Origin of the sequence: Enterococcus sp. 10F3_DIV0382 (assembly GCF_002140245.1) — a bacterium.
GTDB lineage: Bacteria > Bacillota > Bacilli > Lactobacillales > Enterococcaceae > Enterococcus_B > Enterococcus_B lactis.
Map to the genome: position 1 here is coordinate 461,387 of NZ_NGMF01000001.1, position 25,741 is coordinate 487,127.

The window sequence follows — 25,741 nt, forward strand, 5'->3', positions numbered from 1 at the left end:
CGAAACCAGATGTCATAATCATGATAAAGCTGAACGCGACCCGTTTGGCTTTTCTAATGCCTAAACTTCGCAAAGTGATTTTTCGGTGGTGCCACAGGGGCTAAGAATGGGTAAAAACGTGCGTGGCCACTGTCAAAAAGAAACAATACACTTTGACCGAACAAATCGACGGGGTAGCAAAAAAGCTACATCCTCAGTTAACAACCATATAGGAGGATTCATTTGAAATTTAAAGAACTAGAATTATCACCAGAATTGTTGAAATCAGTCGAACGCGCTGGTTTTGAAGAAGCAACACCTATCCAAGCAGAAACGATTCCGCTAGCATTAGTTGGAAAAGACGTTATTGGACAAGCACAGACAGGTACAGGGAAAACAGCTGCATTTGGATTACCAATGTTAGAAAAAATCGATCCAGATCGTCACGAATTACAAGGTCTGGTTATCGCACCAACACGTGAATTAGCTATCCAAACACAAGAAGAACTATATCGTTTAGGGCGCGACAAAAAAGTGCGTGTACAAGCTGTCTACGGTGGAGCAGATATTGGCCGTCAGATCCGTGGCTTGAAAGATCGTCCACATATCGTTGTGGGTACACCAGGACGTATGCTTGACCACATCAACCGCCATACATTGAAACTTGGAACTGTTCAAACATTAGTCTTGGATGAAGCAGATGAAATGTTGAATATGGGCTTCTTGGAAGATATCGAAAAAATTATTTCCCAAGTTCCTGAACAAAGACAAACATTACTTTTCTCAGCAACAATGCCGCCAGCCATCAAGAACATCGGCGTTAAATTCATGAAAAGTCCACATCATGTGAAGATCAAAGCGAAAGAAATGACAGCTGACTTGATCGATCAATACTATGTCCGCGCAAAAGAATACGAAAAATTTGATATCATGACTCGCTTGTTTGATGTTCAAACACCGGAACTAACAATCGTCTTCGGACGTACAAAACGCCGTGTAGATGAATTAGCACGCGGATTAGAAGCACGTGGTTATCGTGCAGAAGGAATCCATGGCGATTTGTCTCAACAAAAACGGATGAGCGTATTGCGTTCATTCAAGAGCGGTCACTTAGATATCCTTGTAGCGACAGACGTTGCCGCACGTGGATTAGATATCTCAGGTGTCACTCATGTGTACAACTATGATATCCCTCAAGATCCAGAAAGCTACGTTCACCGTATCGGACGTACAGGCCGTGCCGGAAAAGGCGGTATGTCTGTGACTTTCGTTACACCAAATGAAATGGACTACTTGCATGTGATCGAAAACTTGACGAAAAAACGGATGACGACTTTACGTCCGCCAACCGAAAAAGAAGCATTCAAAGGTCAATTAGGTGCTGCAGTTGAACAAATCGAAACAAAACTTGCAGAAAACGGTCTAGATAAATATCTGCAAACAGCAGATAAATTATTAGAAGAATATTCTGCACAAGATTTGGTTGCATTACTGCTGAAAACGACAGCAAAAGATCCAGCTGATGCAGTACCAGTGAAGATCACACCAGAACGCCCATTGCCAATGCAGAAAAAAGGATACAACAAAAATGGCAAACGTGGCGGCGGAAACAACCGTAATCGTCGTGACGGCGGGAATTATCGTGGAAACAAATCAAAAGGCGGTTATAGCAAAAACATTAACAGCCAAAAAGATGGCGGTAAACGTCACAATGATAAAAAACGCGGATTTGTGATCCGTTCAAATAACGATTAAACCTAAAATGAAAGTTTCTCTGTTTTAAGAGAAACTTTCATTTTTGTTATTTGTGGACTTATTTGTGGCAAAATGGTTATAATTTGGTAGAATGAGAGTGTTCTAAATTTATTGAAAAGAGAAAAGCATATGATAAAAGGAATTGGGATCGATGCAGTCGAATTGTCTAGGATCACTCGGCTGATCGAAGAAAAACCAAAATTCATTGCACGAATCTTGACCTCTGAAGAAACGAAACTGTTCCAATCCTTGCCTTTTCATCGCCAAGTAGAATTTTTAGGCGGACGTTACGCTTGTAAAGAAGCTTTCTCTAAAGCTTGGGGAACGGGAATCGGGAAAGTTACCTTTCAAGATATCGAGATTTTAAAAAATGAAAACGGTCAGCCCGTTGTTACGCGCTCACCCCATGAAGGCAATGTATGGGTCAGTATTACTCACACAAATGAAACAGCTTTTGCACAAATTATTTTGGAAGACTAGAAAGAAGGAAAAATGATGGTTGTCGCTTGGCACCGCCCAACGAAAGCAGTGATACATAAAAAAGCTATAACTGAAAATGTAGCAAATGAAGTGGCAAGACTTCCGCAAGGGAAAGAATTGTTTGCAGTAGTAAAAGCAAACGGATACGGTCATGGAGCTGTAGAGACAGCTGAAGCAGCAGTTGCTGGTGGAGCTTCGGGCTTTTGTGTTTCAAATTTAGATGAAGGAGTCGAGTTGAGAGAAGCTGGATTTACTCAGCCTATCCTTATCTTGAACATGGTTCCTTACGACGCACTGGCTTTAGCTGTTGCTCATGATTTGTCAGTAACTGCAGGTACACGGGAATGGTTGCAGGTAGCAGCTGCTATTTTAGAGGAAGGTAAGCTAGAAATGCCTCTTTCGATCCATTTAAAAGCAGATACTGGGATGGGACGTATCGGTTTTTGTACACCTGAAGAAGTAAAAGAGGCAGCTGCATTCATCAGAGAAAGTCGTGTATTAGAATGGGAAGGATTATTTACCCATTTTTCTACAGCAGATCAACCAGATGATACGTATTGGAACCTGCAAAAAGAACGCTTTATGGAAGTGCTAAAAAAACTTCCTGAACTTCCTCGATATGTACATGTCAGTAACAGTGCAACGGCTTTATGGCATGATGAAACAATCGGCAATATGATTCGTTATGGTGTAGCAATGTATGGACTGAACCCATCTGGACATGCACTTCCGGAAGTTTATCCGTTACAGCCAGCACTTGAACTGGTTTCTGAATTGATCCAAGTCAAAAAACTCCCAGCAGGTGAAGGAATCGGCTATGGGGAAACATATATCACTCCTGAAGCAGAATGGATCGGAACGATACCGATCGGTTATGCAGATGGCTGGTTACGAAAGATGCAAGGTTTTTCTTTATTGGTAGAAGGAAACTATTGTGAAACGATTGGACGTGTATGTATGGATCAACTGATGATCCGATTGCCTCAAGAATTTCCGGTCGGAACAAAAGTGACGCTTATCGGCAAAAATGCAGACAAAGAAATCACTATGCAAGACGTAGCAGATCAATTAGGTACGATCCACTATGAAGTGGCATGCGGATTAGGACAGCGGATACCAAGAGAATATCAAGAATAAGGAGGATCCTATGGTAAAAAGAGGAGATATTTATTTTGCTGATCTTTCTCCAGTCGTGGGATCGGAGCAAGGCGGAACACGCCCAGTTTTGGTTATTCAAAATAATCTAGGTAACCATTTCAGCCCGACGATCATTGTTGCGGCCATAACGGCAAAAATGGCTAAGCCTAAGCTTCCGACTCACATTGGGATCAAAGCTACTGGAACAGGAATAGAAAGAGACTCCGTTATCCTGTTGGAGCAGATCAGAACGATCGATAAATCAAGATTGAAAGAAAAAGTCTGTCATTTGGATCGACCAATTATGGCAGAAGTTGACCGAGCATTAAAAATTAGTGTGGGCATTGAGGCACTGACTCCTGTTACTAAATAAGTATAGCGAAGTAACCATGCAGCCTTTACATATAAAAAAAGGACCAACTGTGCGTAAAAAAAGATACGTCCGCTTCTAGTACCAGCATTTCTGCTAGAAGAAGCGAACGTATCTTTTTTGATGATCCAAGGAGTGGTCCATGCGCCCTCCTCCTTTACAGCCAGACTTGGACTACCAGCTGGCTTTTTTTACTCCTGGAATCAAACCTTTATGTGCTAACTCACGGAATTTTATACGGGACATCCCGAATTTACGCATGTATCCGCGAGGTCGTCCATCGATTAGATCGCGATTTTTCAACCGTTCTGGACGAGCATCTAAAGGAAGTTTACGCAAGCCTTCATAATCTTTTTGCGCTTTTAATTCCTGACGTAAAGCAGCATAGCGTTCAATCGTTTCTTGCTGTTTTTTTGCTTTGGCAATCTTTGATTTTTTAGCCATCAACAAATTCCTCCAATTTTTTTATTAGCGTAAATCGTAATCTTTACGCTTTTAGATGAATAATTTAACACGATACGCGAAAAAAAACAACTATTTTGTTTTGGATTATGTTCCAAATTGAAAAGACATTTTTTTTGTCAAAATAAAGGCATAAACGTAAACTTAAAGAAAAAGGGAGATGGTAACTATGCGAAGATTTGCAATTAATGGTTACGGAGAAGCGCAAGATGTTTTTGAAGAAATCAATGCTCATCCCAGAGAAGTCGATTCTGGACATATTCGTGTAGAAATAAAAACATTCAGCGTGAATCCGTATGATGTTGCCTTGCGTTCAGGAGAGATGAAAGAGATACGAACATTGAAATTCCCTTATGTACTAGGTAATGATGGCGCTGGTATCGTGACAGAGATTGGTTCAGATGTCACAACTGTTCATGTAGGTGATCGAGTAGCTGTCCATGCAGTCGGCGGGACTTACGGAGAAGAAGTCGTACTGCCATCAACAAAAGCAGCAAAAATTCCAGATGAAATGAGTTGGGAAGAAGCAGCCGGAATGGTCACACCAGGGATTACGGCGTATAATCTAATCAATCATTTGACGGAAATCCAGCCGACAGATACAGTGATGATTCTAGGTGCATCAGGTGCGGTCGGGTCTAGTCTGATCCAGCTTCTCCACGAAAAGGGTATCCGAGTCTTAACCAGTGCCTCTAGTAAAAACGAAGAAAAAGTAAGGAAACTAGGAGTTTCAGCATTTGCTGCTTATGATAAAACAGACCCAGGTATGCAATTTGCTGATCAAGCAGACCTTGTGATTGATGCCACGAAAGGAAGCATCAAAGGAGAAACCGGCATCCAGATCCTGAAACCAGGTGGGAGATATGTTGCATTAAATGACCTCCCAGACCTAAATTTGCGGCAAAAAAAGGAAGGCTTTTATGAATCATTTGTTCCAAGAAAGGAATATCAAGATGCAGAAGCCTTTGCTGGCATAATCAAATCCTATCAAAAAGGTGCCTTTCATATTTTTATTTCAATGAATCTGTCTGCTTCACTTGCACATGTTATCCAAGCACATCAGCAAGTTGAAGGGCATCCTCCTGCCGGGAAAATCATTTTGTCATTCGAAAAGTAAGAAACATAGGAATAAAAAATGAAAAAAGCTGAAACATTTTTGTAGGGGCAAAGACCAAAAAAGTGTTTTAGCTTTTTTGCGTATACGTATAATAGATAAAAACTTTGGCATAAAATTATCTTTCCCTTTTATTTCATGATAAAGTAAAGGCTGTAATCCTTAATTATTTCTCAATATATAAGAGATTACAATGAGACAATTGCCGTGATATGTCCAAAAATTCGACTTTTTTGAAAAAAGCCGATTGAAAAAAGTATGAAATACATGGTAAAGTAATTCAGCTGAAAAAAGAAGAAGGGGGAGAACTATGCAGTCAATCAAAAATACACTTCGTTTATATTTGCTTGACTGGAAACGGATTTTCAAAAACCCGATTGCTACACTTTTGATCATTGCGATCATGATCATCCCTTCGCTATATGCGTGGTTTAACATTAAAGCACTATGGGATCCATATGGAAATACTGGAGAGCTGCCAATTGCTGTTTACAGTGCAGACAAGCCAGCAGAGTTTCAAGGTAAAGAAGTGGCCATTGGGAAGCAAGTCATCGAATCGCTTCATAAAAATAAACAATTAGGATGGCAATTCGTTGATTCAAAAGAGCAATTAGAAGACGGAGTCCGTTCCGGAAAGTATTACGCAGGTATTTACCTGCCAAAGGATTTCTCAGAAGATCTGCTGAGTTTTACTAGTGGTGACATCAAGAAACCGAAAATCGAATATACGGTAAATGAAAAAATCAATGCGATTGCACCGAAAATCACCGATAAAGGAGCAAGTTCGATCCAATCGCAAATCACAAATGAATTTATCAAAACAGCCAGTTCGACTTTATTGAAAGTATTCAATGAAATAGGTTACGACATCGATACGAACCTAGTAAGTATCAATAAAGTCAAAGAGATGATTTTATCAACAGATGAAAATCTGGACACGATCGACGGCTACACAAAGCAAGTCCTCGAATTACAAAGTCAATTACCTGACATCAAGGAAAAATTGAATAAAGCAAATGAATTCGTGGATTACATCCCTAAAGTAGATGAGATGGGCGAAAAAGTCGTTGCATTGAATGACAAAATGCCTGAATTGAAAGACCAAGCAAAAATCATCCTTGATTTGCAAGAAAAAATCCCAGAGATCCAAAATGCTGGTAAACAACTAGCAGAGATCGACGGCGATTTTGCTTCGATCCAAGAGACAATGAATCAAGGAATCGATGAAGCAAAACAAGGCTTGACGATCATCCAACAAGTACAAGATATCTTGCCAGATGTGAAAAATTTAGAAAACCAGGCAAGTGATCTAGCAAACCAAACAAAATCAGGTGCCTCTCAGCTGAAAGATGCGATACCAAGCATCACAAACAGTGTAGATGTTACATTGAAGTCAATTGGACAAGTGGCAACAACGACTAGTTCGTTAATAGATACTGTAAGAATAGCTATTGAAGATGGTAAGCTGACTGATGATGAAAAGAAAAACATCAGCAATGTATTGAACGGCTTTATTGACGGAATATCTCAACAACAAAATGCAATCGATAAACTGGTCGAGTTCCTGACTAAATTGCAAACAAGTGCTGGAAATACGAAATTGCAGCCAATCATTGATCAGCTAAATCAATTAAAACCCTTGCTAAGCAATCTGCAAAACCGCCTATCTGCTTTGAACACAGCTGTTCAAAATGAAGACACGAAGGCTATTGATGAATTGCTAGATCAAATTGATGCCGTTGCTAATAATATCAATGGCATCATTGTTGGTATCAATACAGGTCAAATCAGCTCAACCGTCACTTCTCTACTAGACCAAGTCATCGATACGATTGGAACTGCACAAGGCGCACTGAGCAAAGCGGACCAGATCGACTTTGATTCGCTTCTCAGCTCAACGAAAGCAACTGTAACAAATGCAGTGGCAATCTTAGAAAAATATCAAAAAGAAATGCCTGCAATTGGACAAGAAATCCACGATGCCAATACAATGTTGAATGGCAATATGGAGACCATCGTCAATGGCATCAATGAAGGGGCAGACCTATACAACAATGAATTACCGATCCTTCAGCAAAAATTAGGGTTGGCCGCTGATTTTATCCAAAATGATTGGCCCACACTAAAAAATGAAATCACCGGTACATTGACAACAGTAAATGAAAAAATGCCAGAAGTCGAAACAGCTGTGAACGCTGCTGCGGACTTGATCAACAATGACTGGCCAAATATCAAAGCTGGTATCCAAAAAGCAGCAGATGCGATCCGAAAAGGCGAACAGGAAGTCGATCTAGGAGAAGTCATCAAATTATTGAAACTAGATGCAACAAAAGAAAGTGACTTCTTTACACAACCTGTTGAGCTGCAAACCAATGCGCTTTATCCAATCGCAAATAACGGTTCAGCTAGCACTCCATTTTATACTGCACTATGTCTGTGGGTCGGCGCTGTTCTTCTTTCAAGTGTTGCTACGACAGAATACTATTTAGGAAAGAAAGACCGAAACAATTTTACGAAACGAGAACAATTCGTTGCTCGTATGCTGACATTCTTGACAATGGCAATCGCGCAAAGCTTGATTGTTACATTAGGGAATATTTTCTTACTAGGAGTAGATGTCCAAAATCCAGTCTACAGCGTGTCATTTGCTGTCTTGATTGCCTTAGCATTTATGATGATCGTTTACGTCCTGGCTGCATTATTCGATAATGTCGGTAAAGGGATCGCTATCATCATTTTAGTACTGTCAATCTCTGGTGGAGGCGGGAACTATCCGATCCAAGTCTCAGGGAAATTCTTCCAAATGATCAATCCGTTCTTGCCATTTACTCATGCGGTAAACTTGTTACGGGAATCTGCAGGAGGAATTTATTGGCCAAATGCTACGAAAGCAATCTGGATCATGATCGGTTTGTTTGTTGTCTTTGGAGTCGTAGGAACGGCAGTCTATCCGTTCATCGAAGAAAAAATGACGAAATTCAAAGAAGCGGCGCATGAGAGCCATATTTTTCATTAAAGAAAAGAGGTTGTGAAAAAGCTGTTCTGCAGTAATAAGAATGACCAAACAAAAAAACAGCTTCACATTTCTCTTTTAAAAGTTAAGATATAAAAAAGGATAGAACCTGATTTTCTAAGTCAAGTTCTATCCTTTTATTATAGAATTCAAAGAAAAAGCCCATAAAAAAATGTTAGATTTTTGCTGTATTAAAGCGCTTGAAAAAGCGCTTGATATTTTTCTGTTTTTTTCCAATTATTTTCTTAAAGTTTATTGACTTTTAAGGTCAGTGAGCGTACTATAACATCTTGTTTACTATAAATTTTCGACTATCATACTTGAAGTAAAATTGCGTGTAAAGGAGTTTAAAAATTGGATTACTTAAAAAGGTTGTTAGTAGGTAAGCCTTTAAAATCTGCTGAAAATGATGAGCACAAATTAACCCGTTTTGCTGCTTTGGCATTATTGTCGTCTGATGCGTTATCATCTATTGCATATGGTACGGAACAAATCGTTGTTGTTTTAGTCGCTTTGTCTGCTGCAGCTATCTGGTATTCGCTGCCCATTGCCGCTTTTGTTATTATTTTATTGATTTCCTTAACGCTATCATATCGTCAAATCATCCATGCTTATCCTCATGGCGGTGGAGCATATGTCGTCAGCAGTGAGAATCTTGGGAAGAATGCGGGCTTGATTTCCGGTGGCTCTTTATTGATCGACTACATGTTGACGGTAGCAGTATCTGTCTCAGCAGGTGCTGAAGCAATCACATCAGCGGTCCCAGCATTATACGGGCATCAAGTTGCTATTTCTGTGACAATCGTTTTACTACTGATGATGCTGAATCTTCGTGGTCTGAGAGAATCTGCATCGTTCCTGTTATTTCCGGTGTACACATTTATCCTTGTAATCTCGTTGCTAATCGTTGTTGGGTTATATAATATCGTGACAGGTGCTGTGCCATTGCAAGCTACTGCGTTGCCAGGGGCGGTTGTTCCAGGGGTTTCTATCGCCTTGATTTTACGGGCATTTTCTTCTGGTTCCTCCTCTTTGACTGGGGTTGAGGCTATCAGTAATGCCGTACCATTCTTCAAAAAGCCAAGAGCCAAAAATGCCGCTGCTACATTGACGATGATGGCCTTGATCTTAGGTTTCTTCTTCGTTGGAATCACATTTATCAATTATTGGTATGGAATCGTTCCAGAAAAAGAAGTCACTGTTTTGTCTCAAATCGGTAAAGCTGTCTTTGGACATGGTATTTTGTATTACGTCCTTCAATTTGCTACAGCGCTGATTTTAGCCGTTGCTGCCAATACCGGTTTTTCTGCTTTTCCAGTTCTTGCATACAATTTGGCAAAAGATAAATTCATGCCCCACATGTATCAAGATCGTGGGGATCGACTAGGCTATTCCAATGGGATTATCACACTAGCGCTAGGTTCAATCGTGTTGCTGTTTATTTTCCATGGCTCAACAGAACGCTTGATTCCGTTATACTCTATCGGCGTGTTCATTCCATTTGCTTTATCTCAAACAGGGATGGTCGTCAAATGGAAAAAAGAAGGAAAAAGATGGTTAAGCAAATCGATTGCCAATATTACAGGTGCGTTCATCTCATATGCAATCATTGCGATTTTGTTCGTCTATCGGTTAGGGGACATTTGGCCTTTCTTCATCATCATGCCAATCGTTATGTTCATTTTTTATAAGATCCATGATCATTATAAAAAAGTGGCAGAACAGCTTCGTTTAGAAAATGATGCAAAACTACATGACTATGACGGAAATACCGTTCTTGTATTAGTTGGGAATGTGACACGGGTGAATATCGGTGCGTTGAATTACGCACGTTCGATCGGTGATTATGTCGTTGCAATGCATGTTTCGCTAGACGAAGATGTCGAAAAAGAAAAAGAAATCGAAGCAGAATTTAAAAAGCATTTCCCAGATGTCCGTTTCTCAATCGTCCATTCTTCTTATCGCTCGATTGAAAATCCGATTATCCGGTATGTAGATATCGTAAGTAAAAATGCAGCGAAACAAAACTATACAACTACTGTGCTGATTCCTCAATTTGTACCAAACAGACGTTGGCAGAATATTCTCCATAACCAAACAAGTTTGCGGTTAAGATTGCGGTTGTCTTGGCGTGAAAATATCGTTATCAGCACCTATAGTTACCATTTGAAGAAATAAGTCCATCAAGAATCTGGGACACAAAGTAGTTTATTGAATATCATTTAAATAAAAAAGGTCGTAGCGCTCAAGCGCTACGACCTTTTTTTGTCTTGATTCATTCTGTCTGCGATTTTTTTGAAGCAGGATCTAGCCGTTTTTCCAAAATACCTAAAAGCCAGTCTGTGATGATCGCCATTAATGCAGTTGGCAATGCACCGGCTAAAATAATCGATGTGCCATCTGTTGCATTGGTTCCTCGGATAATGATATCTCCAAGACCACCAGCACCGACGAATGCACCAATCGCGGTTATCCCGATGGCAACAACTAGCGCGTTTCTTATGCCTGCCATGATAACAGAAACAGAGAGTGGTAACTCTACCATGAACAGCCGTTGTCTAGCAGTCATCCCCATGCCTTTGCCGACATCCAGGATATTTTTGTCTACTTGGATCATCCCGGTGTACGTATTCTTGATAATGGGTAATAGGGAATATAAAAATACAGTAACAATCACGACATTGACTCCTAGACCTAATCCAATAATCAGAATGGAGATCATGGCTAAGGAAGGAATCGTCTGGATGATATTCGCCAAACGAATCACCCAGTTTGCTAATTTACGTCTCCTAGAAATCATGATCCCGACCGGAATCCCGACAACTGCTGCAAAGAGGACACCATAGATAGAAATCAGGAAGTGACGGATAAATTGTGCAAAGATATAGGAGCCATTTTCCTGGAAATAATAGAAAAATTGTTGAAAGACATTCATTTTATCCAATTGCTTCACTTCCCTTCAAAATAGTGGTTTTCTTGTAAGAAACGTTGTGCTACTACTGATGGTTCCACTAGATTATTATCTGCTTCGTAGTTCAATTCCTGCATTTTTTCCGTACTGATGGTATGACCTAACTTATTTAAGGCTTCTTTTAAATGAGGCGTATCAGCTAATACCTTGTTGTCTACAACTGGAGCAGCATCATATGGTGGGAAGAATTGACGATCATCTTCCAACATGACTAGATCATAACTGGCGATCCGTCCATCTGTAGAGTAGCCAAGAACAATATCCATTTTACCTGCTTCGACTGCATCGTAAACAAGTCCAATCTGCATAGGTAAGATCGAATTAAAAGAGAAACCATAAGTTTCCTGGAAGCCGTCGTAACCGTCTCCTTTACGATTGATCCAAGAAGTATCTACACCAGCTACTAATTCATCCGCTACATTTTTCAGATCGCTGACTTTAGATAGATGGTATTTTTGTGCGGTGTCTTTTCGAACAAGAAAGACATACGTATTTTCAAAACCATAGGATGGGAACCACGTTTGGTCATATCTTTTCTCAAATTCATCTTTCACGATTTCAAAAGCTTTTTTCGGATCTTTTTCAGGAGGAAGATTCAATGTAGTGGTTAAATCTGTTCCTGTGTAGCGAGCTGCTGAAATCGAAGCATCTCCGTTCATCATCGCTTGGTGGTTGATAGTTGTAGTAGCGAGATTGTTGATGATCGCTGTGTTTTTATCTGTATAGTGTTCAACCATCCCGGCAACTAGGCTTGCTAAGATCTGAGCTTCAGAAGTGATCCCACCTGTGATCGAGATGGTGTCTTCATCTGTATTGCTGGCAAGTCCAGGGAAGGAACAACTTGCAAGTATAAGAAGAGAGAAAAGAACCATAGTCATTTTTAGTATACGTTTCATTCTTCATTCTCCTCTCTAAGTGCGATCGGTGTCAGCCGGCGTTCCAAGAGACCTAGAAGCCAATCAGCCAACAGAGCTAAAATCGTTACAGGGATCGTACCTGCCAAAATGAGATCTGGTTGGTAATTATTCAGTCCACTAAAAATCAAATCACCTAAACCACCAGCCCCGATATAAGAGGCAAGGGTAGCCCATGCAATCACGTAAACAGCAGCTAAACGAATGCCGGCCATGATCGTTGGCATAGCAATAGGCAGTTCGACGGAAAAAATGGATTGGAACTCAGTCATTCCCATCCCTTTTGCCACATCCCGATAATTCCAATCGACATTTTTCATCCCGATATACGTATTTCGTAGAATTGGCAATAATGAATAAATAAAGAGAGCGATGATCGCAGGTAATTTACCTACGCCAAATAGCGGGATCATCAATGCCAATAAAGCAAGAGAAGGGATTGTTTGCAAGGCGCTGGTTAAACCAATCACAATCGTAGCAGCTTTCGGAAAACGTGTCAGTAAGACACCAAGCGGTACAGCAATGATGATACCAATGATCAAAGCAAGTCCTGAAATATAAAGATGTTCAAAACCTTTTGAGAGAATTTCTGAACCGTGCTGATGAAAAAACTGCTGCATAGGTCAGACCTCCTTAGATTCTTCAGGAGTAGCTGACTCTGCAACATCAGTAGTTGCGGGGTCTTCTCCCCAAATCACATCGTAGACGATATCCACTAATGATGCGCGAGTCAAGATACCTACGACTTTGTTCTGTTCATCAACGACCGGCACGTATTTCAGCCCGCGTTTTAAAATGCGTTGCAAGGTATCACGAAGATAAGCGGATTTTTTTACGTAAAAAACATGTTTATTCAAAATGTCGCCTACACTGGATACTTTTCCTCGTTTTTTATTCAACGTTTCTACATCGATAAATCCTTTTAATACATTCGAATTATCAGTAACTAACAACGTATCTACACGTTTTTCCCTCATCAGTTTGATTGCTTCTTGTAATGATTTTTCCGGTGTAATCGTGATTGCTGTATTTAGCATAACTTCTCCGACTCTTGTCGCATTTGGTTTTGCTTGTAGTAAGCGATCTTCTCCAATCAACTCTTCTACGAAATCGTTTGCAGGATGACGTAAAATATTTTCTGGTGTATCGAATTGGATCACACGACCTTCACTCATGATGGCGATACGGCTTGCTAGTTTAATCGCTTCATCCATGTCATGGGTTACAAATACGATCGTTTTTCCCAAGCGCTCTTGTAAATCTTTGACAAGGTCTTGCAAAGAATCGCGAGTGATGGGGTCAAGCGCACCGAATGGCTCGTCCATCAAGATGATATCTTGATTCGCTGCAAGGGCACGAACGACTCCAATACGCTGCTGCTGACCACCAGATAATTCATGTGGGTAGCGATCTAACATCTCACGGGGCAATTCCACAAGATCAATCATTTTTTCAGCTGTTTTATTCCGTTCTTCTTGACTGACTTTCAACAATTTTTGGACAAGAGTGATATTTTCACGGATCGTCATGTGAGGCATCAATCCAATACTTTGGATAACATAGCCTATCTGACGTCGCAATTCCACTGGATCAATTTCTTGGATGGATTTTCCATCAATCAAAATTTTCCCTTGTGTTGGATCAGTCATTCGGTTGATCATCCGCATTGTCGTCGTTTTTCCGCTCCCGCTCGTACCGATAAAACAAATGAACTCACCCTTTTCAAATGAAAGATTGACGTCCTCTACAGCAACTTTCCCACCTTTATAAATCTTTGACACATTTTGAAATTCAATCATGGTGCCACCTCTTTTTCTATTTTCAATGAAGAACTATCTATTACTAGTATGCCTAAAACAATAAAAAAATACAAATAGGGTAGTTTTTTTATTTAGGGAAATAAAAAGCTAGGATAAAAATGTGCTGATTTTGCCAACAGAACGAAAAACATGATAGAATGATGAAGCACATGATAGAAAGTGAGTGACGATATGTTAACAACAGAAGATTTTGATTTTGACTTGCCGGAAGAGTTGATCGCACAAACACCATTAAAAGACCGCGATCATTCTCGTTTACTTGTTTTGGATCGGAAAACTGGAGAAATGAAAGACAAGCATTTCCATGAAATCATTGAAGAATTACATCCTGGTGATGCGCTAGTCATGAATAATACACGAGTTCTGCCTGCTCGTTTATATGGAGAAAAACCAGATACTGGTGCTCATTTAGAAGTCCTTCTTCTAACGAATACAGAAGGAGATACGTGGGAGACATTGATCAAACCTGCGAAACGTGCCAAAGTTGGGACAAGAATCTCTTTTGGTGATGGCAGATTGCAAGCAGTAGTGAAAGAAGAATTGGAACACGGCGGACGGATCATTGACTTTGAGTATGAAGGAATTTTTCTAGAGATTCTTGAATCGTTGGGAGAAATGCCATTGCCTCCATATATCAAAGAACGTCTGGAAGACCCAGATCGCTATCAAACTGTCTATGCGAAAGAAAATGGTTCTGCTGCAGCACCAACAGCGGGTTTGCATTTTACGAAAGAACTGCTTGATGAGATCGAAGCAAAGGGTGTTGAATTAGTATATCTGACACTACACGTAGGGTTAGGCACATTCCGTCCTGTCAGCGTAGATAAGATCGAAGAACACCATATGCATAGTGAATTCTACCGTTTGACGGAAGAAGCAGCTGAGCGATTGAACCAAGTACGTAAAAACGGCGGGAAAATCGTGGCTGTCGGAACGACTTCGATTCGAACATTAGAAACGATTGGAACGAAATTCAATGGAGAAATCAAAGCAGACAGTGGATGGACCGATATTTTCATCACACCTGGCTATGAATTCAAAGTGGTGGAAGCTTTTTCAACCAATTTTCATTTGCCAAAATCAACTTTAGTCATGTTAGTAAGTGCTTTTGCCGGAAGAGAATTGACATTATCTGCTTATCAGCACGCGATTGACGAGCGCTATCGTTTCTTTAGTTTCGGAGATGCGATGTTCGTGAAATAAGACTGGTTAGAACGATCGTACTCTGAGTATGAAAAAGTCAAGAATATCTCCGTAAAAACAAAAAAAGCTGCCGATTTTTTAACTGGCAGCTTTTTTCGATGCTTCTATTCGCAGATAATTATACAGTTGCGTTTCTGCTTTGAAACACGTGTTATTACTAGAAACTTCATTAACGAGTAATAACATTGAAGAAGTTAAGAACTATCTTTATGATACACCAACTTTTCAGCGACAATCGATCAATTTTTGTATGAAAAATGTAGTAAGATGCAAGTTAAAAGATAAGAAAAATGCGTACAAATAAGAAAAAGCCGAGCTCTCGATAAGCTCGGCTTTCTTGTATCTCGGAAGGATTCAAATAAACAGAAATGATTGTAACTTTCCATCATACATGCAAAGCACGGTGTTGAATTTCTTCATGTTAAACAAAAATTTTGTTTTCGTTACATCTTCAACATTTGAAACATCTCTTGTTCCTATTCAATTTTCAGACGTTTACGTTATTCAATTGTTACGTATCGCATTACTTCTTGTTTCGGATACTTCGTGATCCAAACATCCATACGCATTCACTATTTATAGGTTTGTACTCTACACGCATGTCTGGGTGAAACCTGTACTTCTAACAACTTTGTTTGCTTAGACTGTTCTATCGAGAAATTCTTCTGTTTATTTGATGGTATCCTCCTTCCTTACATCTATATAATAGCATCTTTTGGTAGCGTTTGCAAATATAAGTGCTTTGGATTTTATGCTTTCTTAACAAATAATCAATAAGCCCTTTGGTTGAAGTAATTAAAAAAAGGATGTTATAGTAAAATTAGTACCTTTTTTTGTACGAAGATTTTAAAGGAGGAAATAGGATGGAAGAATACAAGCAGACAATAGAAGAAGTAAGGAAGGTAACGGAAACAGATCCAGATACTGGGTTGTCTTCACAAGAAGTGGATGAACGACGAAAAAAGCAGGGATTGAATAAATTCGATGAGGTACCAAAAGAATCAATGATCAAAAAATTCTTTCGAAGCTTGTCGGATTTTACAACGATCGTACTTCTTATAGCAGCGATGATTTCCTTTTATACTGCATTTGCTACAGAGCATGGAGATTTATTTGAAGGACTGCTGATCATCGCTATCGTTGTGATCAACTCGGTATTGTCAATCGTCCAAGAAGGAAACGCAGAAAAAGCACTGGAATCCTTGCAAGATATGAATAAACAAACGGCAACTGTCATACGTGATGGCAAAGTGACCACTGTTGAGTCAGAGCAACTGGTGGTTGGTGATATTCTTGTTTTAGAGTCCGGTGATGCTATTTCTGCCGATGCCCGTTTGATCGAAGCATCCCAATTACGTGTAGAAGAATCGGTGCTGACTGGAGAAAGTGAAGCAGTCGAAAAAGATGCAGCATTCGTCGCAAAAGAAGATGAGTCATTAGGTGACCAACTTAATATGGTATTTAAAGGGTGTACGGTTGTTGCAGGTCGTGGGAAAGCCATCGTCACGGCTATTGGTATGGCTACTGAAATGGGTAAGATCGCGGATCTTTTGAACGAAAACACCATGCAAAAGACACCTTTACAGGTCCGGTTGAATCAGCTAGGCAAACGAATCAGTATGATCGCTTTAGCGGCTGCGGCTTTAGTATTTGTGATTGGTGAATTACAAGGAGAACCACTCCTTGAAATGTTCATGACTTCGATTTCCTTGGCTGTTGCAGCTGTACCGGAAACCTTGACTGTTATTGTTACGTTGACACTTGCATACGGTGTGCAGAAGATGGCGAGGAAACATGCGATTATCCGGCAGCTACCAGCAGTAGAGACTCTAGGAACTGCTAATGTTATCTGCTCAGACAAAACAGGAACGCTGACACAAAATGAAATGCGCGTCCGCCGAGTCTGGAGCAAAGACGATGAAGTAACGAATATCGAAGACTCAATGACGAACAGCGCGATGGAAATATTGAAAATGGCCGCACTATGTACAGATGTGACGGTCGAACAAGAAGATGACGACCTTGTTATCAAAGGTAATCCAACAGAGGTAGCCATCGTCAGGGCTGTTGAAGAGAATTATCATACAAAAGCAGAATTAGAAGAAAAATATCCACGAGTAAACGAGCTTCCTTTTGATTCTGAACGAAAAATGATGACAACGGTTCATCAAATGGGCGAAAAATACATCTCAATCACCAAGGGAGCATTCGATGTTCTGGCTCCGCGCTTTAGTTCAGGCGATGTAGAACAAGCAGCAATTGTTAATGATCGCTTTGGTAAACGGGCACTGAGAGTGATTGCTGTTGGTTATGCTACTTATGACGAAGAACCGCAAGATATTTCTTCTGAAGCATTGGAAAAAGACTTACGTTTGATTGGCCTGATCGGAATGATCGATCCACCACGTCCAGAAAGTAAAGGAGCAATCAAGCGAGCGAAAAAGGCCGGCATCAAAACAGTCATGATCACTGGAGATCATGTGGTAACTGCCAGTGCCATAGCGAAAGAATTAGGTATCTTGAATGATCCGTCAGAAGCACTCTCAGGATCAGAACTGCATCAATTATCAGACGAAGAATTAGATGCGCGTGTCAAAGCTCTCTCTGTCTATGCTCGGGTAACGCCAGAAGACAAGATCCGGATCGTCAAATCTTGGCAACGTACGGGTGCAGTCGTAGCGATGACTGGTGATGGTGTGAATGATGCACCAGCGTTGAAAGCAAGTAACGTCGGATGTGCTATGGGGATCACAGGGACAGACGTGGCGCAAAGTGCCGCAGATATGATTCTGACGGATGACAACTTTGCGACGATCGTCGATGCTGTCAGTCAAGGACGCTCGGTTTATCAGAATATTCGTAAAGCAATCAACTTTTTGCTAAGTTGCAACATTTCGGAGATTTTTATTGTTTTGATTGCGATGCTGTTAGGTTGGGGCGCACCATTCACAGCTGTACAGTTACTGTTTGTCAATGTAGTTGCCGATGGACTTCCAGGATTTGCTTTAGGAAGAGAACCAGCAGAACACGGCATCATGGATCAGCCTCCTATTCCGAAAAACGAAGGGATCTTTGCTCGAGGCTTATTGCAAAAAATCGCCATAAACGCAGGGGTCTTCACCATCGTAACTTTGTTTGGTTATTATTTAGGTAGTTATGTCGATACTATCAGCCCATGGGTAGACGCAAGTCAACATGTCGGTCAAACAGTTGCATTCTTGATCTTAGCTTACTCATCAATTTTGCATGTGTTCAATGTACGCAGCAGTCAATCGATCTTCAAAGTCAATTTAGCAACAAATAAAGCGTTGTTTGAAATGGCGTTACTGGCATTAGCTATTACAACGGCTGTTGCTTTGCTGCCGTTTACGCAAGAACTATTCGGCCTAGTACACATCAGTTTGAATCACTGGTTCTTGGTAGGGATTTTGTCTATCGTACCAATCGCGGTCAATGAACTGATCAAGTTCCACCGATTGCCGGAAGCAGAAGAAGAGGAATGATCAACTGTTTCTAAGTTGATTTTCTTTTTACTGGAACTATACAAAAAAGGAGGCGTGACATGAATGTTGTCACACCTCCTTTTTTGCTAATAGGCTGAATGTTTCTTTTACTGCCTCTTGATAAACGGTGTTCTCCTGCCAACCCTTCGGTCACAAGTCACGATATTCATCAAACATGAGAAACTGTTTTTTGTGACTCGGAATTAAACGGCAGGCTCACACTCTCTTTTAAATATCTTTTGGCAATTGTTCATAAAATGCTGCTTTTGTTGCAGAAATGTATGGGCTGAGCCATAGATAACCGATACCAGCAGTTGCTAATGCTAAGATATGCCAGCCGATAAATGAAAGATCTAACCAGAAAAGTTTTCCTTTGTAACCATCCATCAATTTTCGACTTGCGGTGATCGTATCCAGTACTTTAGGCGTTTGACCTGTTTCTTGGACGATATCATAATAGATAAAATAGCTTTGAGAATAAGAATAGCTTTTAATGATTCCAGGAATAACTAATAACAAACCCCATAATGTTGTAAAGATTGAAATCAACACAGCTAAACCGATCACTCCGCCGATAAACAAACCTTTGAATCCACGAAATGCATCTTTGAATGGTTCAATCTGATCTTTTTGACCACGTAAAACATCAAGATAAGTCCAAGAAATACCACTCATGAACAAAGCGCTGATAATGCTAGAAATAATTCCACCACCACCTCCTGAACTACCGCTTCCTGATGCCATCGCATCTGAGACGTTCGCTGATCCATCATATGTGGCAATAGCAAACAAGATAATAGGAATCATAATAAGAAGAATAGCAACAATACCAATCAATGTAGGGATTAGATTTAATAAAACAGCTTGACCCCACCGACCTTTTAAACTCTCTTTTGCTTGGCGTTTTAATTCTGCAGAAGATTGCATGATTTTCCCCTCCTTTCTTTCATAAAACCAATATACCATGTATCAAAAAATATTTCTGTCATAATGTTTTTTTCTTTTTTGTTATTCATGAAAAAAAGATAAAAAAAAGAATATTAAATAAAGTAGAAGGAAGCCGAGGGAACTTGCAAAAAGCACTTGAAACGATTATGATGGTGGGAGTTGTCAAGATATTTTATATAGAAAGTAGGGAAATGAATGACGCAACCTGCCATTCGCTATCGTTTAATCAAGAAAGAAAAACACACTGGCGCGCGTTTAGGGGAATTGATCACGCCACACGGAACTTTTCCCACACCAATGTTCATGCCAGTAGGAACATTAGCTACAGTAAAAACAATGTCCCCAGAAGAGTTGAAAGAAATGGGTGCTGGCGTTATTTTAAGTAATACATATCATTTATGGCTACGCCCTGGTGAAGACTTAGTAGAAGAAGCTGGCGGACTGCATAAATTTATGAACTGGGATCAACCGATTTTAACAGATTCAGGCGGCTTTCAAGTTTTTTCATTAAGTGATATGCGGAATATCGAAGAAGAAGGCGTGCATTTCAAAAACCACTTGAACGGTTCGCGTATGTTTTTATCACCAGAAAAAGCAATCAACATACAAAATAAATTGGGCTCTGATATCATGATGAGTTTTGACGAATGTCCACCATTCGATGAAAGTTACGACTACGTGAAAAAATCAGTAGAACGTACGTCTCGATGGGCAGAACGAGGATTGAAAGCTCATGCTAACCCAGACCGTCAAGGATTATTTGGAATCATCCAAGGCGCAGGATTTGAAGATCTTCGTCGTCAAAGCGCGAAAGATCTAGTCGGCATGGATTTCCCTGGTTACTCAATCGGCGGATTATCTGTCGGGGAACCTAAATCAGAAATGAATCGTGTATTAGAATTCACTACACCGTTGATTCCCGAAAACAAACCACGTTACTTGATGGGTGTCGGTGCTGCTGATTCATTGATTGATGGTGTTATCCGTGGAGTAGACATGTTTGACTGTGTCTTGCCTACTCGAATCGCTCGAAATGGCACATGCATGACTTCTCAAGGCCGTCTAGTAGTGAAAAATGCGAAATATGCCCATGATTTCCGTCCAATTGATGAGAAATGTGATTGTTACACATGTAAAAACTATACACGTGCCTATATCCGCCATTTGATCAAATGTGATGAAACATTTGGCATTCGTTTGACTTCTTACCATAATTTATACTTCTTGTTGAATTTAATGAAACAAGTACGTCAAGCGATCATGGATGATAATTTGCTTGAATTTAGAGAAGCCTTTTTTGAAGAATACGGGTTCAATAAAGAAAACGCAAAAAGTTTCTAAAGGAAAATCTTTTAAAAATTAAGTAAAAAACTAGTGTTAGCAGCATTTTTCTGCTAAAGTGTTTTTTGTAGATACAGACAGAATTAGTGAGGTGAAAAAAATGGGATCATTACCAATGCTTGTGATGTTTATCGCGCTATTAGCAATGTGGTTTTTTATGTCACGTTCGCAAAAGAAACAACAGCAAGAACGTCAAAACTTGTTAGATAGCATGAAACCAGGTGATTCAGTCGTAACGATTGGCGGATTACACGGAGTTGTTTCAGAAATCGACAATGATAAACGGACAGTCGTTTTAGACTGCGAAGGGATCTTCCTTGAGTACGATCGTGCAGCAATCAAAACGGTCAAACCAGGGACTGTCGTAACAAATGATGCAACAACGACTGTTGAAACAACAGAAGAACCAGCTGATACAGTTGAAGTAAAAACTGAAACAACAGAAATGCTGGAAGAGACAGAAGAGAAGAAAGAAAAATAAGTATCAAAGCTTATTTAAAGACGAGGTAGGGCAGAAAGATGTCCTACCTCGTTTTTTGTTCAAAAAAGAAAGAGATAAGAGCATGGGATACATTGCTCAATATTGAATAATCGGGTGTGTCATATAAATAATAATAAATAACTTTATATATTTTTCTATACAAATACTTGTAAATAAAGCAATTTTGTATTTAAAAATAACTGTGAAAAAAATCACAAAAAAGTGTTTACATAGAAAAATAAATATTGTATGATATACATGTGAATGATTTAACAAATAACCATGACCCATTAGGAGGATAATGATGGCTAAAGTAATGGAAAAAGAAAAAACGAAGACAATTGACGTACAAGCAATGATTGATGGTTTGGCAGAAAAAGCAAATGTAGCATTGAAAGAAATGGAAAGCTTTGATCAAGAAAAAGTAGATCATATCGTGCATGAAATGGCAATGGCAGCTTTAGATCAACATATGCCATTAGCAAAGATGGCTGTGGAAGAAACAGGTCGCGGTGTTTACGAAGATAAAGCAATCAAAAATATGTATGCGTCCGAATATATTTGGCATAATATCAAACATGATAAAACAGTTGGTGTAATCAACGAAGATGTCCAAAAAGGATTGATTGAAATTGCTGAACCAGTCGGTGTGGTTTGCGGAGTAACTCCAACAACGAATCCGACTTCCACAACGATTTTCAAATCAATGATCGCGTTGAAAACAAGAAATCCAATCGTTTTTGCTTTCCATCCAAGTGCCCAAAAATCTTCTGCAGAAGCAGCACGAGTGGTACGTGATGCTGCTATCGCTGCCGGAGCTCCTGAAAATTGTATCCAATGGATCGAACATCCTTCGATCGAAGCGACTTCTATGCTAATGAACCATCCAGGTATCGCGATCGTCCTAGCGACAGGTGGAGCTGGAATGGTCAAGTCTGCTTACTCTACAGGAAAACCAGCTTTAGGTGTAGGTCCAGGTAACGTACCAGCTTATATTGAAAAAACAGCAAAAATCAAACGTGCAGTGAACGATTTGATCGTTTCGAAAACATTTGATAATGGGATGATCTGTGCTTCTGAACAAGCTGTGATCGTGGACAAAGAAATCTATGCAGCAGTAAAAGCGGAATTCCAAGCACACCAAGTTTATATCGTAAAACAAGATGAATTGCAAAAATTGGAAGATGCAGTGATGAACGAAGGAAAATATGCGGTCAATCCATCGATCGTTGGACATTCTGCGATGGAAATCGCCAAATTAGCAGGAATCAGTGTACCAAAAGGAACGAAAATGCTGATTGCTGAATTGGAAGGCGTAGGACCAGATTATCCGCTATCAAGAGAAAAACTTTCTCCAGTTCTTGCCATGATCAAAGCTAACAACACGGACCATGCGTTTGATTTGTGTGAAGGTATGTTGAATCTTGGAGGATTAGGACATACAGCAGTTATCCATTCAGAAAACGAAGAGTTGCATGTCAAATTCGGTCTTCGAATGAAAGCTTGTCGTATTTTAGTGAATACACCATCTGCAGAAGGCGGTATCGGTGATATCTATAACGAAATGATTCCGTCATTGACTTTGGGATGCGGTTCTTATGGTAAGAACTCTGTTTCTCGTAACGTCTCTGCTGTAAACTTAATCAATGTCAAAACTGTAGCGAAACGGAGAAATAACATGCAATGGTTCAAATTACCGCCAAAAATCTTCTTTGAAAAGAATTCTCTATTGTACTTAGAGAAAATGGAAAATGTTGAACGTGTCATGATCGTTTGTGACCCAGGTATGGTCCAATTTGGTTACTGCGATACAGTTCGTGAAGTATTGTCACGACGCAAAAATGATGTGAAAATCGAAGTCTTCTCAGAGGTTGAACCGAATCCATCGACAAATACCGTATACGCAGGAACGAAATTGATGGCAGACTTCAAGCCGGATACAGTAATTGCTCTGGGAGGCGGTTCTGCAATGGACGCAGCTAAGGGAATGTGGATGTTCTATGAACACCCAGACACATCTTTCTTCGGTGCAAAACAAAAATTCTTGGATATCCGTAAACGGACATACAAGATCGATAAACCAGAAAAGACACAATTCGTGTGTATCCCGACAACATCAGGAACTGGTTCTGAAGTAACACCATTTGCGGTCATCACTGACAGTGAAACACATGTGAAATATCCGTTGGCAGATTATGCATTGACACCGGATGTCGCAATCGTCGATCCTCAATTCGTCATGTCAGTTCCAGCATCTGTCACAGCAGATACAGGAATGGATGTGTTGACACATGCAATTGAATCTTATGTTTCAGTCATGGCTTCAGACTATACACGCGGATTGAGTCTGCAAGCAATCAAATTAGTCTTTGACTATTTAGAAAAATCAGTGAAAACACCTGATATGGAATCACGTGAAAAAATGCACAACGCTTCTACAATGGCTGGTATGGCGTTTGCTAACGCATTCCTAGGTATTTGTCACTCAGTCGCACATAAAATCGGTGGGGAATACGGGATCCCTCATGGACGGACAAATGCGATTCTTTTACCGCATATTATCCGCTACAATGCAAAAGATCCACAAAAACATGCGATGTTCCCTAAATATGACTATTTCCGTGCAGATACAGATTACGCAGATATTGCAAAATTCTTAGGTCTGAAAGGCGAAACAACAGAGGAATTAGTCGAAGCTTTAGCAACTGCTGTTTATGAATTAGGAAAATCTGTCGGCATCAACATGAGTCTAAAAGCTCAAGGAGTCACACAAGAAACACTAGATACTACCGTAGACCGTATGGCTGAATTAGCTTACGAAGACCAATGTACGACAGCTAATCCGAAAGAACCATTGATCTCTGAATTGAAACAGATCATCATTGATGCTTACAATGGATAAGCAAAAGAAAGCATAGAAAAGAGATAAAAAAATAGATGAAAAAGAACTTGGAAAACGTTGTTTCTCCAAGTTCTTTTTTTATTTTCTAAGTATTTGAAAGTTACTTTTGTTATTTAACGTTTAGGTCAATTTTAGACAGTTTTTGTTCAAAAAGCGATATTTATAGTGAACGGTATTACTGCTATATTAAGGATATAAAATGAAAGCGTTTAAAAAGGTGGCATAAAGATGATTATTAAAGAAGAGATTTTTGTACCTAAAGAATTAGTGAAAGAAAAAATTGACCTGCTCGTTGAAAACCTGACAACGATCAAAGACGATAACGGTGAATTTTTATTGGACTTTGATGGATTGAAAGTAGATGACAAAAGCTGGACAGTATGGAATTGGCCACAAGGTGTCGGATTATACGGTATTTATAAAAATTACCAGATGACAAAAAATCCTCGCGCTTATCAAGTAGTCAATGAATGGTTTGAAGATCGGATGGAAGAAGGCGCTCCGCCAAAAAACGTCAATACAATGGCCCCATTGTTGACGATGGCTTACTTGTATGAAGACACGAAAGATTCACGCTATTTGCCTTATTTAGAACAATGGGCAGAATGGGTCATGAATGACATGCCTCGGACAAATGAAGAGGGGTTGCAACATGCCACATATGGACCGGAAAATAAGAATCAGTTGTGGGACGATACATTGATGATGACAGTGCTTCCTTTGGCAAAAATCGGGAAACTGTTGAATCGCCCAGAATATTTAGAAGAAGCTCGTTACCAGTTTATGATCCATATCAAATACTTGATGGATAAACGAACAGGGTTGTGGTATCACGGCTGGACGTTTGAAGGAAATCATAACTATGCCGAAGCATTTTGGGCTCGTGGAAACTGCTGGTTGACGATTGCTATTCCAGAGATCATTGAAATCTTAGAACTATCGAAAGAAGATGCATTGCGCAAATTGTTGATTGAAACACTTGAAGCACAAGTGCGCGCATTAAAAACTTATCAATCTAAAAGCGGTTTATGGCATACGTTGTTGGATGATCCTTCTTCTTACGTAGAATCTTCTGCAACTGCAGGATTTGCTTACGGTATTTTGAAAGCGGTCCATAAACGTTATTTGCCGCAAGAATATAAAGAAGTCGCTTATCGTGCTATCCAAGGATTGCTTGAACAAATCGATGAAAAAGGAGAAGTCCAAAACGTTTCAATCGGGACAGGAATGGGGGATAGTTTAGATTTTTATCGGAATATCGGAATCACAGCAATGCCTTATGGACAGTCGTTAACGGTGCTTTGTTTGACAGAATTGCTCGTCTCTTATTGTTAAAAGAAAGGAAACC

The 25,741-nt window shown here is 39.9% G+C and carries 19 protein-coding genes; 13 read left to right on the plus strand and 6 right to left on the minus strand.

Annotated features, from left to right (window positions below; all coding sequences use genetic code 11):
* Positions 1–222 precede the first annotated feature (222 nt).
* The 4 genes from A5849_RS02320 to A5849_RS02335 all read left to right on the plus strand — a co-directional run bounded on the left by A5849_RS02320 (position 223) and on the right by A5849_RS02335 (position 3,724).
* Positions 223–1,734 (plus strand): DEAD/DEAH box helicase, encoded by a 1,512-nt coding sequence (locus A5849_RS02320; RefSeq protein ID WP_002345468.1) that lies wholly within the window; start codon positions 223–225, stop codon positions 1,732–1,734.
* Positions 1,735–1,863: 129 nt separating this feature from the next.
* On the plus strand, positions 1,864–2,214 hold the full coding sequence (gene acpS, locus A5849_RS02325) for a holo-ACP synthase (RefSeq protein WP_002293418.1): 351 nt from the start codon (positions 1,864–1,866) through the stop codon (positions 2,212–2,214).
* Between the two features lie 15 nt (positions 2,215–2,229).
* Positions 2,230–3,351, plus strand: a complete 1,122-nt coding sequence (alr, locus tag A5849_RS02330) for an alanine racemase (RefSeq protein WP_002313979.1) — start codon at positions 2,230–2,232, stop codon at positions 3,349–3,351.
* Positions 3,352–3,361: 10 nt separating this feature from the next.
* Positions 3,362–3,724, plus strand: a complete 363-nt coding sequence (locus tag A5849_RS02335; protein ID WP_002289874.1) for a type II toxin-antitoxin system PemK/MazF family toxin — start codon at positions 3,362–3,364, stop codon at positions 3,722–3,724.
* Between the two features lie 171 nt (positions 3,725–3,895).
* On the opposite strand, the gene rpsN is transcribed toward A5849_RS02335, so the two are convergent.
* Positions 3,896–4,165, minus strand: a complete 270-nt coding sequence (rpsN, locus tag A5849_RS02340) for a 30S ribosomal protein S14 (RefSeq protein ID WP_002293413.1) — start codon at positions 4,163–4,165, stop codon at positions 3,896–3,898.
* 187 nt (positions 4,166–4,352) lie between these two features.
* Between rpsN and A5849_RS02345 the strand changes: the two genes are divergently transcribed.
* The 3 genes from A5849_RS02345 (at position 4,353) to A5849_RS02355 (ending at position 10,488) form a co-directional block, all read left to right on the plus strand.
* Entirely contained in the window at positions 4,353–5,300 is a 948-nt protein-coding gene (locus A5849_RS02345; protein ID WP_002313980.1) for an NADP-dependent oxidoreductase, read from the plus strand.
* 307 nt (positions 5,301–5,607) lie between these two features.
* Positions 5,608–8,313 carry a YhgE/Pip domain-containing protein gene (locus tag A5849_RS02350; protein ID WP_002316600.1) on the plus strand — a complete coding sequence of 902 codons (2,706 nt, stop codon included), beginning with the start codon at positions 5,608–5,610 and terminating at the stop codon, positions 8,311–8,313.
* A 351-nt stretch (positions 8,314–8,664) separates the two neighbouring features.
* Positions 8,665–10,488: an APC family permease gene (locus A5849_RS02355; protein ID WP_002309748.1), complete on the plus strand. Its 1,824-nt coding sequence runs from the start codon at positions 8,665–8,667 to the stop codon at positions 10,486–10,488.
* A 97-nt stretch (positions 10,489–10,585) separates the two neighbouring features.
* Here the strand turns inward: A5849_RS02355 and A5849_RS02360 are convergent, their stop codons facing one another.
* The 4 genes from A5849_RS02360 to A5849_RS02375 are packed head-to-tail and all read right to left on the minus strand — an operon-like array spanning position 10,586 to position 13,994.
* Positions 10,586–11,263 carry an ABC transporter permease gene (locus A5849_RS02360; protein ID WP_002316601.1) on the minus strand — a complete coding sequence of 226 codons (678 nt, stop codon included), beginning with the start codon at positions 11,261–11,263 and terminating at the stop codon, positions 10,586–10,588.
* Positions 11,260–12,177, minus strand: coding sequence for an osmoprotectant ABC transporter substrate-binding protein (locus A5849_RS02365; protein WP_002335138.1), 918 nt, complete (start codon positions 12,175–12,177; stop codon positions 11,260–11,262). Before A5849_RS02365 ends, A5849_RS02360 begins: the two co-directional genes overlap by 4 nt.
* Positions 12,174–12,815 carry an ABC transporter permease gene (locus A5849_RS02370; protein ID WP_002345467.1) on the minus strand — a complete coding sequence of 214 codons (642 nt, stop codon included), beginning with the start codon at positions 12,813–12,815 and terminating at the stop codon, positions 12,174–12,176. The genes A5849_RS02365 and A5849_RS02370 overlap by 4 nt, the downstream gene beginning before the upstream one ends.
* A gap of 3 nt (positions 12,816–12,818) precedes the next feature.
* The gene (locus A5849_RS02375) at positions 12,819–13,994 is read right to left on the minus strand and encodes a betaine/proline/choline family ABC transporter ATP-binding protein (protein WP_002309744.1); all 1,176 of its coding nucleotides are present in this window, start codon (positions 13,992–13,994) and stop codon (positions 12,819–12,821) included.
* Positions 13,995–14,186: 192 nt separating this feature from the next.
* Between A5849_RS02375 and queA the strand changes: the two genes are divergently transcribed.
* Positions 14,187–15,218: a tRNA preQ1(34) S-adenosylmethionine ribosyltransferase-isomerase QueA gene (gene queA, locus A5849_RS02380; protein ID WP_002293403.1), complete on the plus strand. Its 1,032-nt coding sequence runs from the start codon at positions 14,187–14,189 to the stop codon at positions 15,216–15,218.
* Positions 15,219–16,081: 863 nt separating this feature from the next.
* A complete protein-coding gene (locus A5849_RS02385; protein WP_002309742.1) occupies positions 16,082–18,721 on the plus strand; it encodes a cation-translocating P-type ATPase in 2,640 nt (879 codons plus the stop codon).
* A gap of 228 nt (positions 18,722–18,949) precedes the next feature.
* Here the strand turns inward: A5849_RS02385 and A5849_RS02390 are convergent, their stop codons facing one another.
* Positions 18,950–19,648: a DUF975 family protein gene (locus tag A5849_RS02390; protein WP_002293400.1), complete on the minus strand. Its 699-nt coding sequence runs from the start codon at positions 19,646–19,648 to the stop codon at positions 18,950–18,952.
* 216 nt (positions 19,649–19,864) lie between these two features.
* Here A5849_RS02390 and tgt point away from each other — a divergent pair, with 216 nt between their 5' ends.
* The 4 genes from tgt to A5849_RS02415 all read left to right on the plus strand — a co-directional run bounded on the left by tgt (position 19,865) and on the right by A5849_RS02415 (position 25,728).
* The gene (tgt, locus tag A5849_RS02395; protein ID WP_002294183.1) at positions 19,865–21,010 is read left to right on the plus strand and encodes a tRNA guanosine(34) transglycosylase Tgt; all 1,146 of its coding nucleotides are present in this window, start codon (positions 19,865–19,867) and stop codon (positions 21,008–21,010) included.
* Positions 21,011–21,110: 100 nt separating this feature from the next.
* The gene (gene yajC / locus A5849_RS02400; protein ID WP_086309928.1) at positions 21,111–21,491 is read left to right on the plus strand and encodes a preprotein translocase subunit YajC; all 381 of its coding nucleotides are present in this window, start codon (positions 21,111–21,113) and stop codon (positions 21,489–21,491) included.
* Positions 21,492–21,795: 304 nt separating this feature from the next.
* Positions 21,796–24,393: a bifunctional acetaldehyde-CoA/alcohol dehydrogenase gene (gene adhE / locus A5849_RS02410; protein WP_002344714.1), complete on the plus strand. Its 2,598-nt coding sequence runs from the start codon at positions 21,796–21,798 to the stop codon at positions 24,391–24,393.
* 228 nt (positions 24,394–24,621) lie between these two features.
* Positions 24,622–25,728, plus strand: a complete 1,107-nt coding sequence (locus A5849_RS02415; RefSeq protein ID WP_002345466.1) for a glycoside hydrolase family 105 protein — start codon at positions 24,622–24,624, stop codon at positions 25,726–25,728.
* The last annotated feature ends 13 nt before the right edge of the window (positions 25,729–25,741 follow it).

What these genes read in the sequence shown, in the direction of transcription:
- A5849_RS02415 (WP_002345466.1), top strand. Translation starts at nt 24,622, where the DNA reads ATGATTATTAAAGAAGAGATTTTTGTACCTAAAGAATTAGTGAAAGAA.
- adhE (WP_002344714.1), top strand. Translation starts at nt 21,796, where the DNA reads ATGGCTAAAGTAATGGAAAAAGAAAAAACGAAGACAATTGACGTACAA.
- yajC (WP_086309928.1), top strand. Translation starts at nt 21,111, where the DNA reads ATGGGATCATTACCAATGCTTGTGATGTTTATCGCGCTATTAGCAATG.
- A5849_RS02365 (WP_002335138.1), bottom strand. Translation starts at nt 12,177, where the DNA reads ATGAAACGTATACTAAAAATGACTATGGTTCTTTTCTCTCTTCTTATA.
- A5849_RS02345 (WP_002313980.1), top strand. Translation starts at nt 4,353, where the DNA reads ATGCGAAGATTTGCAATTAATGGTTACGGAGAAGCGCAAGATGTTTTT.
- A5849_RS02385 (WP_002309742.1), top strand. Translation starts at nt 16,082, where the DNA reads ATGGAAGAATACAAGCAGACAATAGAAGAAGTAAGGAAGGTAACGGAA.
- tgt (WP_002294183.1), top strand. Translation starts at nt 19,865, where the DNA reads ATGACGCAACCTGCCATTCGCTATCGTTTAATCAAGAAAGAAAAACAC.
- alr (WP_002313979.1), top strand. Translation starts at nt 2,230, where the DNA reads ATGGTTGTCGCTTGGCACCGCCCAACGAAAGCAGTGATACATAAAAAA.
- queA (WP_002293403.1), top strand. Translation starts at nt 14,187, where the DNA reads ATGTTAACAACAGAAGATTTTGATTTTGACTTGCCGGAAGAGTTGATC.
- A5849_RS02390 (WP_002293400.1), bottom strand. Translation starts at nt 19,648, where the DNA reads ATGCAATCTTCTGCAGAATTAAAACGCCAAGCAAAAGAGAGTTTAAAA.
- A5849_RS02375 (WP_002309744.1), bottom strand. Translation starts at nt 13,994, where the DNA reads ATGATTGAATTTCAAAATGTGTCAAAGATTTATAAAGGTGGGAAAGTT.
- A5849_RS02335 (WP_002289874.1), top strand. Translation starts at nt 3,362, where the DNA reads ATGGTAAAAAGAGGAGATATTTATTTTGCTGATCTTTCTCCAGTCGTG.
- A5849_RS02370 (WP_002345467.1), bottom strand. Translation starts at nt 12,815, where the DNA reads ATGCAGCAGTTTTTTCATCAGCACGGTTCAGAAATTCTCTCAAAAGGT.
- rpsN (WP_002293413.1), bottom strand. Translation starts at nt 4,165, where the DNA reads ATGGCTAAAAAATCAAAGATTGCCAAAGCAAAAAAACAGCAAGAAACG.
- acpS (WP_002293418.1), top strand. Translation starts at nt 1,864, where the DNA reads ATGATAAAAGGAATTGGGATCGATGCAGTCGAATTGTCTAGGATCACT.
- A5849_RS02350 (WP_002316600.1), top strand. Translation starts at nt 5,608, where the DNA reads ATGCAGTCAATCAAAAATACACTTCGTTTATATTTGCTTGACTGGAAA.